This window comes from Caulobacter sp. AVps18, from assembly GCF_058681425.1.
This window is the reverse complement of record NZ_CM178737.1, coordinates 26,583-41,332: the sequence shown is the minus strand read 5'-3', so window position 1 is coordinate 41,332 and position 14,750 is coordinate 26,583. Positions and strand designations below refer to the sequence as shown.

13 protein-coding genes are annotated in these 14,750 nt (G+C 66.4%); 2 read left to right on the top strand and 11 right to left on the bottom strand.

Annotated features, from left to right (window positions below; all coding sequences use genetic code 11):
• Positions 1-51: 51 nt before the first annotated feature.
• The 3 genes from ACW179_RS00090 to ACW179_RS00080 all read right to left on the bottom strand — a co-directional run bounded on the left by ACW179_RS00090 (position 52) and on the right by ACW179_RS00080 (position 3,007).
• Positions 52-345 carry a hypothetical protein gene (locus ACW179_RS00090; RefSeq protein WP_492061723.1) on the bottom strand — a complete coding sequence of 98 codons (294 nt, stop codon included), beginning with the start codon at positions 343-345 and terminating at the stop codon, positions 52-54.
• 104 nt (positions 346-449) lie between these two features.
• Positions 450-1,148 (bottom strand): DUF998 domain-containing protein, encoded by a 699-nt coding sequence (locus tag ACW179_RS00085; RefSeq protein ID WP_492064364.1) that lies wholly within the window; start codon positions 1,146-1,148, stop codon positions 450-452.
• Between the two features lie 143 nt (positions 1,149-1,291).
• A complete protein-coding gene (locus ACW179_RS00080) occupies positions 1,292-3,007 on the bottom strand; it encodes a M20/M25/M40 family metallo-hydrolase (RefSeq protein WP_492061721.1) in 1,716 nt (571 codons plus the stop codon).
• A 218-nt stretch (positions 3,008-3,225) separates the two neighbouring features.
• Between ACW179_RS00080 and ACW179_RS00075 the strand changes: the two genes are divergently transcribed.
• Complete coding sequence (locus ACW179_RS00075; RefSeq protein ID WP_492061719.1) at positions 3,226-3,447, top strand: flagellar basal body rod C-terminal domain-containing protein; 222 nt, start codon at positions 3,226-3,228, stop codon at positions 3,445-3,447.
• Positions 3,448-3,843: 396 nt separating this feature from the next.
• Here the strand turns inward: ACW179_RS00075 and ACW179_RS00070 are convergent, their stop codons facing one another.
• The 8 genes from ACW179_RS00070 to ACW179_RS00035 all read right to left on the bottom strand — a co-directional run bounded on the left by ACW179_RS00070 (position 3,844) and on the right by ACW179_RS00035 (position 13,787).
• Complete coding sequence (locus ACW179_RS00070; RefSeq protein WP_492061717.1) at positions 3,844-7,800, bottom strand: tetratricopeptide repeat protein; 3,957 nt, start codon at positions 7,798-7,800, stop codon at positions 3,844-3,846.
• A 139-nt stretch (positions 7,801-7,939) separates the two neighbouring features.
• Positions 7,940-9,895, bottom strand: a complete 1,956-nt coding sequence (gene rpoD / locus ACW179_RS00065; protein ID WP_492061716.1) for an RNA polymerase sigma factor RpoD — start codon at positions 9,893-9,895, stop codon at positions 7,940-7,942.
• Between the two features lie 430 nt (positions 9,896-10,325).
• Positions 10,326-11,666, bottom strand: coding sequence for a GntP family permease (locus ACW179_RS00060; RefSeq protein WP_492061714.1), 1,341 nt, complete (start codon positions 11,664-11,666; stop codon positions 10,326-10,328).
• A gap of 262 nt (positions 11,667-11,928) precedes the next feature.
• On the bottom strand, positions 11,929-12,186 hold the full coding sequence (locus tag ACW179_RS00055; RefSeq protein WP_492061712.1) for a hypothetical protein: 258 nt from the start codon (positions 12,184-12,186) through the stop codon (positions 11,929-11,931).
• Positions 12,187-12,196: 10 nt separating this feature from the next.
• A complete protein-coding gene (locus ACW179_RS00050; RefSeq protein WP_492061710.1) occupies positions 12,197-12,358 on the bottom strand; it encodes a hypothetical protein in 162 nt (53 codons plus the stop codon).
• Positions 12,359-12,454: 96 nt separating this feature from the next.
• Complete coding sequence (locus tag ACW179_RS00045) at positions 12,455-12,814, bottom strand: DUF6481 family protein (RefSeq protein ID WP_492061708.1); 360 nt, start codon at positions 12,812-12,814, stop codon at positions 12,455-12,457.
• A 134-nt stretch (positions 12,815-12,948) separates the two neighbouring features.
• Positions 12,949-13,158, bottom strand: a complete 210-nt coding sequence (locus tag ACW179_RS00040; RefSeq protein WP_108505184.1) for a cold-shock protein — start codon at positions 13,156-13,158, stop codon at positions 12,949-12,951.
• A gap of 272 nt (positions 13,159-13,430) precedes the next feature.
• On the bottom strand, positions 13,431-13,787 hold the full coding sequence (locus ACW179_RS00035; RefSeq protein WP_492061706.1) for a hypothetical protein: 357 nt from the start codon (positions 13,785-13,787) through the stop codon (positions 13,431-13,433).
• A gap of 215 nt (positions 13,788-14,002) precedes the next feature.
• Here ACW179_RS00035 and ACW179_RS00030 point away from each other — a divergent pair, with 215 nt between their 5' ends.
• Positions 14,003-14,743 carry a LamG domain-containing protein gene (locus ACW179_RS00030; RefSeq protein WP_492061704.1) on the top strand — a complete coding sequence of 247 codons (741 nt, stop codon included), beginning with the start codon at positions 14,003-14,005 and terminating at the stop codon, positions 14,741-14,743.
• Positions 14,744-14,750: the final 7 nt, after the last annotated feature.

Below are 14,750 nucleotides of genomic sequence, written 5' to 3'. Positions count from 1 at the left end.
GCGGTTGTCAGCAGGGGAAATTCAGGGGGCTGCGACTTTCAACCTGGGCGTTTAGGGTGCTGACGTGAACAGGCGGGGGCGGGGCATATGCAGGCGTGGTGGCGTGACGTGCGGACCTGGTGGATTTTCCACGGGACATCCGCCGGTCTGGTCATTGGGGTTTTGGCCACGATCCTTGTCGGTGCAGGAATAGCTGTCCTGGTCTTTCCCCGGGGTGAGATTATGCCAGTCACGGGCGTCGTCAGCGGCCTGTGGATCTCCGAAAGCGATCAGGGCTCCTATGGCGGGGCCGTCGTTCGTCTGGCGGATGGCCAGTTTAGGCGTGTCCGTCTCGATAGCGGTCATGCCTGCCGGGTTGGAGACAGGATGGCGCTATGGGAGGTGAGATCCATCCTTCGCCGCCGGGTGACAGATCGATCAGCGGGATGCTCACGCGAGCACAAACCCCCTCAATAGGCCGGACTGGCCTCACCCGGCTGCGTCGCGCGGGCGCGCCAGCCGCGTTCGAGGGTCCAGGCGGCGATGCCCAGCCAGAGCAGGCCCAGGAAGGCGTGGCCGCGCTGCCAGTAGCCGACGTCATAGCCGGTGCGCACGTTCCACACCCCGGTCAGCAACGCAAAGACCAGCAGCAGGCCGAAGAACCAGCCCAGCGAGAACTGGGCCAGCCGCCGGTGTCCGGGCACGCCCCACAGGGCCCAGGCGGTGAACAGGGGCGCGAACTGGATCGACAGGCCGATGCCGCAGGCGCGGTGCATCTCGTCGGGCCAGTGGAACAGGCCGGCGAAGATCGCCCCCAGCCCGGTCAGCGCCACCCACAGGCCGGCAAAGGCCGAGACCGTGCGCCGCCCGCCCGCATGCTCCAGCGCATAGGTGAAGCCCTTGCCGGCGAACAGGCCCGCCAGGCCGGCGATGACCATGCCGATATTGAACACCGCTGGCAGGGGCGCGGCCGGTCCGCCCAGCTCGCTGATGAACTGGGCGCCGGGATCAAAGCCGGGGAACAGCTTCTGGGCCAGCCACACGTCGGCCACCATGATCACCGGCGTGATCACGCCGATCTTCAGATAGGCGCCGGTGCGGATAGACACAGGGGTTAGGCCTCGAAACGATGAGGGCGGCAGAATCCCTTCCGCCGCCCTCAGGGTCAATGCCACATTTAGCGGCTATTTTCTCAAACGCTGCGCTGACCCCCTCCGACCCTCCGGGCCACCTCCCCCAGAGGGGGAGGACCTGAAGATGCTCCCCCTCTGGGGGAGCTGTCGCGGAGCGACTGAGGGGGCAGCGCCGCCGCCTACTTCGCCGCCGACGGGTGTCCCACTGGCGCGAACTGGGTGCCGAAGAAGTCGCCGGCCTTCCAGACCGGGCGGGTCGGTGTATCGGCCAGCTCGCGGGCGATCTCGTAGTTGACCAAGGCGAACCTGGCGGCTGCCTGATAGTCGATGGGCAGGGTCAGGTCGTCGCTGGGCTTGTGATAGTGGGTGGCCAGGAAGTCCTTGAAGCCCTTCTCGCCGCCGTTCTGGAAGCCGGTCATCAGGAACACCGAAGGGATGCCCTGCTCGACGAAGCGATAGTGGTCGCTGCGGGTGAACAGGCCTTCTTCGGGCAGGGGATCGCCCGACAGGGCGATGCCGACGCGGCCGGCGGCCTTGGCCACCGCCGGACCCAGGGTGGAGCGGTCGGCGCCGAACGCCACCACATCGGTGAACGGATACAGCAGCACCGGCATGTCCAGGTTCACATTGGCCGCGATCTCGGCCTTGGCCACGGTGGGGTTGAAGGCGAAATATTCCGCGCCGATCAGGCCCTTCTCCTCGGCGGTGACGGCCAGCAGCAGGATCGAGCGCTTGGGCTTGATCTTCGAGTTCTTGAAGCCGCGCGCCACCTCCAGCAGGGTGGCGATGCCCGAGGCGTTGTCGAGCGCGCCGTTATTGATGCGGTCAACGCCCGGCTTGGCGTTCTCGTTGATGCCGGTGTGGTCCAGGTGCGCGGTCAGGACGATGGTCTGGGCCTTGAGCTTGGGATCAGAGCCCTCGATCAGGCCGACCACATTGCTGCTCTCGCGCTTTTCGATCTCGCTCTTCAGCGCGATGGCGGCCTTGGTGGACAGGGGGAAGCCCTTCACCGCCCCGCCGGTCACCTCGGCGGCGGCCAGCACCGACTCCAGGCTGGTGGGCGCGCCGGCGAACAGCTTGGCTGCGCCCTTCAGGCTGATCGAGGCCAGGGTCGGGGCCGAGACGCCGCGCACATGGCCCACGTCCTGGGCGTTGCGCCAGGTCATCCGCCATTCGCGATAGCCGGCCACGCCGCGCTCGAACGGGCGGCGCTTTTCAGAGCTGGTGGTGTTCATGGTGATGACGCCGACCGCGCCGCGCTTGGCGGCCTCGACGCGCTTGACCGTGCCGTTGCCGTAGTGGGCCCGCTCTTCGGTCTGGAAGCCCGAGGGCGCGCCGGTCAGGATGACGACGATCTTGCCCTTCACGTCCAGGCCCGCATAGTCGTCGCGGCCCTTCTCGGGGGCCACCACGCCAAAGCCGACAAAGACCAGCGGGGCGTCGACCGACACCTCGGTCGCCTGGGCCTGGGCCGAGGGCAGATAGTCTTCGCCAAACTTCAGGGCCGAGGCCACGCCGTCGGGGCCGGTGAGCGTGAACGACCCTTCCGAGGCGTTCTTGAAGGCCAGCAGCGGCACGTGTTGCAGATAAGAGGTGCCGGCCCCCGGCTTGACGCCCAGCAGGGCATATTGGGCGGCCACATAGTTGGCGGCGATGTCATAGCCGCGCGTGCCGGCCTCGCGGCCTTCCAGCAGGTCGTCGGCCAGGAAGGTCATGTGGGCCTTGATCGCCTCGGGCGAGGGCGTGAAGTCCGAAACGGCGGTCTTCTTGGCCTTGGTCTTGGTGGCGGCGGCAGCGGCGACGGCGGGCTTGGCGGGCGCGGTCGCGGCCAGAACCGGTTGGGCGACCATCAGCAGGGCGGCGCTCAGCAGAGCGGCGCGACGCGAAAAAGACATTAAGCAAGGCTCCTGCGGCGGGCCTTGCCCGCGAAAGCGGCAACCTTGGCCAGACTGTGGCGGCTTGTCGAGATTGGCCGACCTGAACGTTTTGTAATCTTTGCCGGTTCGGGGACGGTTTCACCCATTTTGCGGGTTCTGCGCGTCTTAACCCTTCTTTTACGCGAGGCCTTAACCGCGCTTTGCGAGACTTAAGGCTCACAGGGGAGAAACCCATCGTGCAAGCCCTTTCGATCGCCGCCGCCGGCATGACCGCCGCCGCCCATCGCCTGACCGCCAGCGCCGAACGCACGGCCACCTGGAGCGCCCGCCAGATCGACACCGACCTCGTCAAGGAGGTGGTCGAGCAGGTCGCGGCCAAGACCGATTTTGAGGCCAATATCGCGGTGGTCAAGACCGCCGACAAGATGACCGGCGCCCTGCTGAACCTCAGGGTCTAGCGCAAAGGCGCGATTTAGAGATCGCGCCTTTGCGCTAGCTTTTTGTTTGCGCATCGTTGTCGCGGAAAACCGGTTCCCACTTTTCCGCACGATGCTTCAGCGCGCCCCCCCTTCCGGACGCCCCCCAACGCCCCCCCCTTGTGAAGGGGCGTCCGGCCGCCGCTCCCCGGGCTTGTCGCCCCCACAATTGCCCGGGGAGCGGTTTCAATTTCGCGCGGCTGGCGCGATGTCGCCGCCGCATGTGAAGCTCTCGGCCGTATTGGCTGTGCAAGGCGCGGATGACCACGGCCTTCTTCTGTCGACTGGGATTCCAGTTTGGGGCGTGTCAGAGGTATCTGGACGCGTCTTGTCTTCTGAATGCACTCAAAATATTGAAAATAAACCTATTTTTCCGGGTCAGATCAGACCCGCTTCACGCATTTCCTCGATCAGGGTCTCGTCGAATAGCTCCGTAAGGCGACCATGGACCTCGACCTCGCTTATCGAAGGGGTTTCCGCGATTAGCAGAACTCGAGTTCTGCGGACGGCCTCTACGATAAGTGGCACGAGACGCTCGCTGAGTGTCTCAAGCATCGGGATCGCTGCACGAACGGTCAGCACATAGGCCCCGAGCGCCATCTTGACATCCGTGCTTTCCGCGACGTTCCCAAGCACAACTGCACTGTAGGCCAGTTTTGGGAGGTAGGCTGCGGGGTTTGCGCTGGCGAACTCTTCGTAGATTTCGACGGCGCGGCGGGCGGGTTCGAGGGCCCCCTGGTGGTCGCCGGTCTCGCGGAGGCAGTTTGCGAGGTTGTTGAGGCTGCCGGCCAGTTTTGGGAGGTGGGCGGCCGGGTTGGCACGGGCGAGCTCTTTGCGGATTTCGACGGCTCGGCTTGCGAGGGCGAGTGCACCCTCGCTGTTGCCCGTCTCGCTGAGGCGGCTGGCGAGGTTGTGGAGGCTTACGGCCAGGTTGGGGAGGTGTGCTGCGGGGTTGGCGCGGGAGAGCTCTTCGTAAATCTCGACGGCGCTGCCGGCGAGTTCGAGGGCACCCTGGTTGTCCCCCGTCTCCCGGAGGCGGCTGGCGTGGTTGTTGAGGGCCGCAGCCAGGTTGGGGAGGTGCGCTGCGGGATTGGCGCGGGAGAGCTCTTCGTAGATCTCGACGGCGCGGCGGCTGGGGGCAAGGGTACCGTTGCGGTCGCCCGTCTCGCTGAGGCGGTTGGCGTAGTTGTTGAGGATACCGGCCAGTTCGGGGAGGTAGGCGGTGGGGTTTGCGTGGGAGAGCTCCTCGTAGATCTCGACGGCGCGGCGGATGGGGTCGAGGGCGCTCCGGTTGTCGCCCATCTCGCTGAGGAATGTGGCGAGGCTGCTGAGGCTAATAGCTAGGTCGGGGAGATAGGCGGCGGTGTTGGCGCGGGCGAGCTCTCTGCGGATCTCGACGGCGCGGCGGGCGAGGTCGAGGGCCCCCTGGCGGTCGCCAGTCTCGCTGAGGCGGAGGGCGTAGTTGTTGAGGCTTGTGGCCAGGGCGGGGAGGTAGGCGGCGGGATTTGCGCGGGCGAGCTCTGCGTATATCTCGACGGCGCTAGCTGAGGGGGGGAGCGCCCCCTGGCGGTCGCCTGTCTCACTGAGGAACGCAGCGAGGTTGTTCTGGCTCATGGCCAAGTCGGGTAGGTAGGCGGCGGGGTTTGCGCGGGCGAGCTCTTCGTAGATCTCAACGGCACGGTGGGCAGTGTCGAGGGCACCCTGGCGGTCGCCCGTCTCGCGGAGGCGGTTGGCGAGGTTGTTGAGGCTACCGGCTAGATTGGGGAGGTAGGCGGCCGGGTTTGAGCGGGCGAGGTCTTCATAGATCTCGACAGCGCGACGGGCTGGCTTGAGGGCACCCTGACGGACGCCCGTCGCGCTGAGGCGGTTGGCGAGGTTACTGAGGCTCGTGGCCAGGTTGGGGCGGTGGGCGGCGGGGTTTGCTCGGACGAGCTCTTCATTGATCTCTACGGCGCGGATGGCGGGTTCGATGGCACCCTGGCGGTCGCCCGTCTCGCTGAGGCGGTTGGCGAGGTTGTTGAGGCTACTGGCCAGGTTGGGACGGTAGGCGGCGGGGTTGGCGCGGGCGAGCTCTTCGCGGATCTCGACGGCGCGGCGCGCGGGCTCGAGGGCGCCCTGGCGGTCGCCCGTCTCGCTGAGGCGGATGGCGAGGGCGTCTAGTCTGCCGGCATGGGCGGCTTGTTCGGCGTCCGTCGTCGGCTCTGGCAGGAGGTCCAAGCCCTTTTGGGCCACCGCCAGTGCGAGAGTCGCAAGCGGAAGCGAGAAGCTCGGCAGGGCTGCGTCGAGCCGCTGGATGGCCTCGGCATCGAGCTCCGATACCATGGCCTCTATCGCCCTCACGGCCCGCGCGCTTGCGTCGCGGACCTTGGGCTCATGCTCTTGACGCTGGGCGCGGACGAGGACGGTGAGCATGCTGGCGGGGTCGCTGGCAATCAGGGGGGCACCGGCCAAGGCTGAGCGGAGGGTCGCGGTGGTCAGTCCGCCGCTGGAGTCGCTCGCCAGGGCTTGCATCGCGACGTGCTCGCCGAGCAGGTCGGGCTCAATGCCCCTAATCCAGCGCTGGTCGCCGTGGTGCAGGCCATAGAGGCGCTCGGCCGCAGCGACAGTCTCCTCCCGGTCTCGCTTCGTATCCTGCGCGCCCAGAGGGTCCGCCAAGGTCAAGGCCAGGGCCCCGTCATAGGTCGCTGACTGCACGAGGGTGAGTTGGGCGGCGAGGTGGTGAAGCCTGTCCACGCGAGGGTCGTTGCCGTTTTTGGCGCCCAGGTGACGTATCCAGTGGAGCCGTTCTTCCTGATACATCTGCTCCAGCACAGATTTGTCGCCCCCAAATTGGCCACGGGCGGCCAGGAAGGCGGCCATGGCGACCATCAGCGGACGGTCGAGGTCTCGGCCAGCCAGGGCGGTGGTGGGGTCGGCAAGCGGGGCGGCAAGGCCAAGCTGCGCCAGTTCGCGCGTGAAACTGGCCCGGGCGCGATCAAAGAGTTCTTCTTGCTCCTCCGGCGTCAGGGGATGTTCAATCGTGCGATGCGGCTCGGCCTCGAAGATCGCCGCGACATCGCGTTCGTTACGAAGGTCGGACCACCAGCCTTCCGGCGAGCGGGCCAGGGCGATGATGCGAACTCGACCTTGGCGAACGTAGCTGGCGGCTTGGCAGGCCTCCCTCAGGAGATCCTGCTGGCCCTCCGCGTAGTCGAGGACAAGACAGACCCCCTTACAATCGTCGGCGCGCATGATGTCAGTCAGAGCGCCTGCGGCCATGCGCCTGGTGTTGCGGGGGGCGAGGAAGGTGCAGCGCCAATCCTCCAGATCGAGCTGGCGCATCGCTTCAATGGTGAGGCGGGTCTTGCCCAAGCCACCCGGAGCGACATAGAGGCGGCCAAGCGCCTCGCCCCCTTCTGTCTGGCGGGCCCATGCCAACAGGTTGGCCAGGATGTCGCCTCGGTCGAGATAGGGGATGACGCGATAGCGCGCGATCACCAACTGGGTGGGTAGCTCACGGATCTGGCGTTCGTGATCTTCGATGGCCTCCGCGCCCAGGTCTTCCCGGATTCCGTGCCAGTCGCGTTGGCTTTCGCGCAAGGCGTAGGCGATGGCAGCTTCCTGGCCCTCGCGCATACCCTTAAGGATCTCGGCCAGATCGATGCGGATCGCTTTGAGCGCGATCTGAATGTCAACCTGCCCCTCAAGCAGTTGCGACAGGCCCTGCTGCGTGAGGATCGACGCGACCCGGGCGTTTTCTTTCACCTCCTCGGCCAGGATGCCGCGGAACGCCGGCCACCAGGCGCCGGCCTGATCGGAGTCGCCCTTTCGGAAGATTGTCTCGAAACGATCCCAGTCGCCGTATTGCCCGACGACGGCCTTGAGGTCGGCAAGGGTCCAGGTCTCGGCGAGTTCGCGGAAGGCCATAAGGCGGCCTGCGGCGGGCGCATCATCGACGGGGTCTGGATGAGTGAAGACGCGCTCGATCTGGTCTTCGACTTCGCGCTGTTTGTCTGGATCCGGCGTTGGAGGCGGGGTGCGCTTCAGGCCCTGGTTTATGAAAAGGGCTATCTTGCGATCCAGATCATCCGGCGAATAGCCCGCCATTTCGCGCCAGCCCGGATGCGGCAAACGCAGATAGGCCCGGAGCGCTCCACGCACGGCCAGGGCTTGGGCGCGCCGAACTGCACGGTGGATGTCGCCGTTGCGCGGATCATCATTGCCGACGGCGTCCTGCACTGCCTTTACGGCTTTGCAGAACATGCGGTCACCCAGGCCCTGGAGCGGCCCGGAGGCGGCCGTGGCCAATTGCGCGCCAAGAAAGGCACCGACAGCGAGCGTAAGGGGTTCAGGCATCATCAGCTCCTGCACCGCAGGTTGGCCGACAAGCGGGGAAAGGCCAAGGTTGTTTCTAGGCCTTGGGCCCCATCCCCCAACGAAAAACGCCCCGGCCTTTCGACCGGGGCGTTTCTGTATCTGAAGCCTGAAACCAGCCTTAGCTGTCCAGGAAGCTCCGCAGCTTCCGCGACCGCGAGGGGTGCTTCAGCTTCCGCAGGGCCTTGGCTTCGATCTGGCGGATGCGTTCGCGGGTCACCGAGAACTGCTGGCCGACTTCTTCCAGGGTGTGGTCGGTGTTCATGCCGATGCCGAAGCGCATGCGCAGCACGCGTTCTTCACGCGGGGTCAGCGAGGCCAGGACGCGGGTGGTGGTTTCGCGCAGGTTGCTCTGGATGGCCGCGTCGATGGGCAGGATGGCGTTCTTGTCCTCGATGAAGTCGCCCAGGTGGCTGTCTTCCTCGTCGCCGATCGGGGTTTCGAGGCTGATCGGCTCCTTGGCGATCTTCAGGACCTTGCGGACCTTTTCCAGCGGCATGGCCAGCTTTTCGGCCAGTTCTTCCGGGGTCGGCTCGCGGCCGATCTCGTGCAGCATCTGGCGGCTGGTGCGGACGATCTTGTTGATCGTCTCGATCATGTGGACCGGGATGCGGATGGTGCGCGCCTGGTCGGCGATGCTGCGGGTGATGGCCTGACGGATCCACCAGGTGGCATAGGTCGAGAACTTGTAGCCGCGCCGATACTCGAACTTATCGACGGCCTTCATCAGGCCGATATTGCCTTCCTGGATCAGGTCCAGGAACTGCAGGCCACGGTTGGTGTACTTCTTGGCGATGGAGATCACGAGGCGCAGATTGGCCTCGACCATTTCCTTCTTGGCCTGACGGGCCTCGCGCTCGCCCTTCTGGACGGTCTGGACGATGCGGCGATAGTCGTCGATGGGCACGCCGGTCTCGGTGGCCAGGGCGGCGATTTCCTGGCGGATGTCGCCGACCGAGGTGACGTCGTTCTCGACGAACTTGGTCCAGCGCACGCCCATCGCCTTGACCTGATCGGTCCAGTTGGGGTTCAGCTCGGCCCCGAAATAGGCCTTGAGGAACTCAGAGCGGCTGATGCCGTAGCTGTCGGCCAGGCGCAGCAGGCGGCCTTCCAGACCGATCAGGCGCTTGTTGATCGCATACAGCTGCTCGACCAGGGCCTCGATGCGGTTGTTGTTCAGCTTCAGCGTCTTCAGATACTGAATGATGGTCATCGACAGGGCCTCATAGGCCTTGCGATCCGCATCGCTGAGGTCTTCGCCGCGCAGGCGGCTGCCCACCAGCTTGTCCTGCAGCTTGCGGAAGGTCTCGAACTCGCCGGCGATGGCGTCGAGGATGGCCATCACGCCTTCGCGCAGCTCGCCTTCCATGGCGCTGACGGTGGGGCCGGCGCCGTCGTCGAAATCGTCCTCGTCGTCGCCGTCGCCTTCCGGCTTGGGCGCGGCGGCTTCCTCGTCGACGGGTTCGGCAGGCTCGGCGTCATCGTCGGTGGCGGGCTGGGCGGCCACGCCGTTGATGGCGGCATAGGTGCCTTCCAGGTCGATCACTTCGCGCAGCAGGATGCGGCCCGTGCCCAGTTCCTCGCGCCAGACCATGATGGCTTCGAAGGTCAGGGCGCTTTCGCACAGACCCCGGATCATGGTGTCGCGACCGGCTTCGATCCGCTTGGCGATGGCGATTTCGCCTTCGCGTGACAGCAGCTCGACGCTGCCCATCTCGCGCAGATACATGCGCACCGGGTCGTCGGTGCGGTCATAGGCCGACGGCTTGTCCGACGTGATGACCTGCTGGTTGTCCTCGCGGGCAACCACTTCGCCGCCCTCGGTGGTCTCGGCGTCTTCTTCGGCCTCGACCACGTTGACGCCCATTTCGCTGAGCATGGCCAGCGTGTCTTCGATGGCGTCAGGGCTGACTTCTTCCGAAGGCAGCACCTTGTTCAGTTCTTCCATCGTCACGAAGCCGCGGGCTTTCGCCTGCTTGATGAACTTCTTGACGCCGGCATCGGTCAGGTCGAGCAGCGGCCCGTCGCCACCGGTGGTCTCAGGCGCTTCCGTCTCGGCCGAGGAATTGTTGCTCATCAAGGTCTCCGAAATCGACGCGGTGTCCCCCGCGAGATACGCGCCGAAAAAAATTCTAGATCCGAAAGGGTCCTGTCCGCAGCAAGCCGCGCCTCCGTTCGGTCGGTCCCAAAAATAATCTTGGCCGCAAGGTGTTGCACGGGGTCAGCGCTGAACGTTCGCCACAGTGTTTCGCTCCGCGAGAAAGCTCTCGGCAGAGGCAGGGGCGTCTTCAGGCGCAGCCTTGTGCGGGTAACCTTGCGGGTCCGCGACCACTTGGGATCCAACGTCGGCGGCGAGGGTGACATCCTGTTTCGGTAAGGGCGCGCGCAGTGTCTGGCGGCCCGCTCGATGTCAATCAGCTGCTTGGCAAATCCTTGAGTCGGCAAATGGCGGGCCGGGCGGGCGGTGTCAAGGGCGCGCGGGGGCAGGACAGGGCGATTTCAGCAACTTAGAGCAGGCTCGACACCAAAAGGGCGACGGCCAGGGTGGTCAGGCCGGCCAGGGTCGAGCCGATGGTCCAGGCCCGGAAGGTCTGGGATTCGGTCAGGCCCAGATACTGGCTGACCAGCCAGAACCCCGTGTCATTGACGTGCGAGACGACGGTGGCGCCTGCGCCTATGCCGATCAGCACCAGGGCCACCTGGGCCGGTGGCAGGCCGGCGGCGGCGACCATCGGTGCCGCCAGACCGGCCGCCGTGACCATCGCCACCGTGGCCGAGCCCTGGGCAATGCGGACGATGGCGGCCACCAGGAAGGCGAACAGCAGCGGCGTGACGGGCGTGGCGCTCATGGCGGCGGTGATGTGGGCGCCGGCTCCGGAATCGATCAGCACCTGCTTGAACGCCGCGCCGGCCCCGACGACCAGGCTGATCGCGCCGGCCGGCTCCAGCGCCCGTCCGGTGATCTTCAGCAGCGTCGCGCGGGGGGTCTTGTAGCGCAGGCCCAGCAGCAGCCACACGCCCACGCAGGCCAGGATCAGGGCCGTGAACGGATGGCCGAAGAATACGACCAGATCCTTCAGCCTGCCCTCTGGCCAGCCGCGCGCCACCGCGCCGATCATGATCAGGGTCAGGGGCGCCAGCATGGCGGTCAGGGCGACGCCAAAGCCGATGCTGGCGGTGCGGTCGCCGTCGGCGTCCATCCGGGGCGGCAGGGCGAAATCCTCGGTCCGCGCCTTGCGATAGGCGACGAAGGCATAGAAGGGGCCGGCCACCAGCACAGCGGGCAGGCCGCAGACCAGGCCCCAAAGGGCGATCTGGCCATAGTCGGCGTTCAGCAGTTCGGCGGCGGCGACGGGGCCGGGGTGGGGCGGCAGCAGGGCATGCATCACCGCCAGCCCGGCCAGGGTGGGCAGAGCGAACCAGACGATGGGGCGTTTCGACTTCAGCGTCAGGGCGCAAAGCACCGGCGCCAGGATGATCAGCGCCACGTCGAAGAACAGCGGCACGCCCACCACCACGCCGATCACGGTCAGGGCCCAGGGCGCGCGTTCCTCGCCAAAGCGGGCCAGCAACTTGCCGGCGATGGCCTCGACCCCGCCGCCCGCTTCCAGCAGGGCGCCGAACATCGCGCCCAGCCCCACCACCACGGCCACAAAGCCCAGGGCGTCGCCCAATCCCTTGCGGACCGAAGCGATCACGTCATCGGGCGGCGCACCGAAGGCTAGGCCCGCGCCCAGGGCAACGATCAGCAGAGCCAGGAAGGCGGGAAACCGCACCTTCAGCACCAGCAGCACGGCCGTCGCCACCGAGACGACGACAATCAGAAGGGAAACGACAGGGCCGGCCATCAGGCCACGCTGACGGGTGGGAGGAGAGAGTCTGTCCGGGCCCGCTCGCGGCCGGGTTCACGGAAGACCGGCAGGGCGCGACGGCCCATATCGGCAGCGCGGCGTGCAGGGGGGCGCGAGGTCATTCCTGGTCTCCCGTTCGGGGCGCCTGGCCAATGGCCGGGCCCTCTTGAAATGCGTCTCGCCGCGCGCCGTGAAGCGGCGACGAGAGACGCACTCAACAGAAGTTCAGATTGTTGACAACGCTGTCAACCCCGCAGGGTCAGCGAACGGCGGTGATCGACTTGATGATCGTCTGGACCGGGGTCTTGCCGCCGATGTTCCAGACCAGCCGCAGCAGGTCGATGGTGCGGTCGGCGGCCTCGTCCAGCTTCCAGTCGCAGGCATTGAACCGGCAGTCCTTGAAGCTGGGCAGGGCACCGCCGGCATAGACCAGGCGGCAGTCCTGGAAGTCGCAGTCGGCGTAATGCTCGCCGTCAACCACGAGGGTCTCGTGGCTGTAGGAGGTGGCGGTCGTCATGCGGAGGCTTTCACTGGGTGTCGGCAGGGTCCGCATCGGGATCGACGGCGGGGGCCTGGGTCTGGTCACGATCTGTCGGAACACGCTTGGCTGCGGCCTTTTCGGCGGCCTTGATCGCCTTCAGGCGGTCGCGTTCCATGCGTTCGAAATTATAGTTGGGCTTGCGCGCCATGTCGGATTTTCCCTTGGGTCGAAGGTGAGGGATCTCAGTGGTGAGGTCGCAGCGTGACAGGCGTCGAAACCAGCGTCCATGTCGGGCTGTCGGGTGTTAGGAGCGGGCCTTGCGGGCGGCATAGCGGCTGTCGCGCTTGGCCTTGGCCTCGGCGGCCGACAGGGCCTTGCGTTCCTTGGTCGCGCCGCGCTTGGCATTGAGCGTGTTGGCGGCTTCGTCGTCGAGAACCTGCTGGGCGGCGGCGGCGGCGTCGGCGACGACCTGGCGGGCGGCGGCGCGGGCTTCGGAGCGTTCCGAGCGAACCTGGGCCAGTTCCTCGGCGCGAACCGCTTCGCGGGTGTCGAACAGCGGATCGACGATGGCGGCCTTGGGCTTGAACTTGGCCAGCAGCGCCTTCTTGGCGTCGGCGGCGGTTTGCAGGCGGGTGGCGAAAGTCGTGCGGGTGGTTTCGTTCATGGGGCCTTCAACGTCACGGGGGCAGGGGGGCGGGAGAACCCCGCGTGCCGTCGAGGTTGAAGCTTGGAGCATCGTGCCGGGCTGGAGCGCGGGGCGAAAGGGCTTGCGCCGCTTCGCCCCGCGCTCCGATAGGCTTAGACGGCCTGGAGTTGGCCGGCCGACATCTTGCCGCTGCGCTGGTCGCGCTCGAGTTCGAAGGACAGCTTTTGGCCTTCGTTCAGCGAACCCAGAGTCGAACGTTCGACGGCCGAGATGTGCACGAACACGTCTGCGCCGCCGTCATCGGGTTGAATGAAGCCAAAGCCCTTGGTGGCGTTGAACCACTTCACGGTACCGGTAGTCATGAATGTCACCTTTCAGGTGAAAAGGTCCGCACGACTTCGAGCGAAGCCGTGTGATCAAATTTTCGGAGAGGATCGTGATGGGCTCGAAGCTCGATCCTTAAGAACAAGCGTGGAGAGCAATCGAACCAAATCGATATTCAATACGAAGACCCTAGAGGATTTCATGATCCCGTGCAACGGGAATAAATAATATGACTCCCAGGGCGGGTGTCATCAGCGCTTTGCAGGGCTGAAAATCTGGTTTCGGCGCTCAAAAGATCTGCAGGCGCAGATCAGTCTTCGGAGGGCGCAGGGCGGCTCTCGACCGCCTTGCGGCGCAGGGCCTTGGCCTGGTCGGGGGCGACCTGTTCGAACAGCAGCGCCAGATGCCGCTCCTTGGCGTGATCGTTGTGCAGGTCCCAGGCCAGGGACACCGGCAGGCGCAGACGCGATCCGCCCTCCAGCCGCGCCACCAGAACCCGCCAGCTAAAGCCGTCGCCGGCCTCGCCCAGCGGGTCCCTGAACTCCAGGGCGGCGGGGTCGCGCAGGCGGAAGTCGCGGTCGGGATGGGCGTCGAACCAGGTCTGGTCGGCCTGGGCCGTCAGGTCGATGGCCGGGGCGACGACCTTGCCGGTGAGATTGCGGACCATGGCGGGGGCTCCTGGGGACGGGGCTGCAATAGAGGCTTTCGCGATGGAAGGGAATCCGCCGGACCGGATAAAGCAAGGCCGGCCTGGCGAACGCGACGCAGGGCCCTGACCGGGGCCAAAACCGTCGATCAGACCGATCGCGCGATCCTGGTGTGACTTGCCGTGGCGGCTTTCAGCCTTCACCTTGATACCGGTGTCAGTGTCAGGAAGCCGTCATGTCGCAAGTCCGTCCCCTTCCTCGCCGCGACCTGCTGCTCGGGGCCGGCGCGCTGGGCCTGATGGCGGCAGGGCCTGCAGCCGCGATGATCCGGCCGCCCCGGGGCCAGACGGTCTGGACCTTTGACCGCCTCGACCGGGTCGGGGGCTTGCCGGTGCAGGTGGAAGGCCAGCCGCTGCTGGTCGACAGCCCCGTGGGCAAGGCGGTGCAGTTCGACGGCGTGGACGACGCCCTGTTCATCGACAACCATCCGCTGGCCGGGGCAGGGACCTTTACCTTTGAGGCGGTGTTCCGGCCCGACGGCGGGCCGTTCGAGCAGCGCTGGTTCCATCTGGCCGAAAGCGACCCGGTTGCCGTGCCCGGCGCCCCGCCGCCCGCGCCGTCGGTGACGCGGTTCCTGTTCGAGATCCGGGTTGTCGAGGGCGGCTGGTACCTCGACGCTTTCGTGCGCGGGCCGGGCTATAACAAGCCCCTGATGGCGCCGGAAAAGCTGCATCCGCTGGGCACCTGGGCGCATGTGGCCCAGACCTATGACGGCCAGACCTATCGCAGCTTCGTCAACGGGGTTCTGCAGGCAGAGGCTCAGATCGCTTTCACCGCCCAGGGCCCCGGCCGCGCCTCGGTCGGGGTGCGGATGAACCGGGTCAACTACTTCAGGGGTGCCGTGCGCGAGGCGCGCTTCACCCCCCGGGCGCTGGGACCGGAGGGATTCACGATCCCCAAGTCGCTGAAGGGCTGAGCGGGAG

Excerpts from the sequence above, each read along its gene's own strand:
- ACW179_RS00090 (WP_492061723.1), bottom strand. The coding sequence starts at position 345 with ATGACCGCTATCGAGACGGACACGCCTAAACTGGCCATCCGCCAGACG.
- ACW179_RS00080 (WP_492061721.1), bottom strand. The coding sequence starts at position 3,007 with ATGTCTTTTTCGCGTCGCGCCGCTCTGCTGAGCGCCGCCCTGCTGATG.
- ACW179_RS00070 (WP_492061717.1), bottom strand. The coding sequence starts at position 7,800 with ATGCCTGAACCCCTTACGCTCGCTGTCGGTGCCTTTCTTGGCGCGCAA.
- rpoD (WP_492061716.1), bottom strand. The coding sequence starts at position 9,895 with ATGAGCAACAATTCCTCGGCCGAGACGGAAGCGCCTGAGACCACCGGT.
- ACW179_RS00060 (WP_492061714.1), bottom strand. The coding sequence starts at position 11,666 with ATGGCCGGCCCTGTCGTTTCCCTTCTGATTGTCGTCGTCTCGGTGGCG.
- ACW179_RS00055 (WP_492061712.1), bottom strand. The coding sequence starts at position 12,186 with ATGACGACCGCCACCTCCTACAGCCACGAGACCCTCGTGGTTGACGGC.
- ACW179_RS00050 (WP_492061710.1), bottom strand. The coding sequence starts at position 12,358 with ATGGCGCGCAAGCCCAACTATAATTTCGAACGCATGGAACGCGACCGC.
- ACW179_RS00045 (WP_492061708.1), bottom strand. The coding sequence starts at position 12,814 with ATGAACGAAACCACCCGCACGACTTTCGCCACCCGCCTGCAAACCGCC.
- ACW179_RS00040 (WP_108505184.1), bottom strand. The coding sequence starts at position 13,158 with ATGACTACCGGTACCGTGAAGTGGTTCAACGCCACCAAGGGCTTTGGC.
- ACW179_RS00035 (WP_492061706.1), bottom strand. The coding sequence starts at position 13,787 with ATGGTCCGCAATCTCACCGGCAAGGTCGTCGCCCCGGCCATCGACCTG.
- ACW179_RS00030 (WP_492061704.1), top strand. The coding sequence starts at position 14,003 with ATGTCGCAAGTCCGTCCCCTTCCTCGCCGCGACCTGCTGCTCGGGGCC.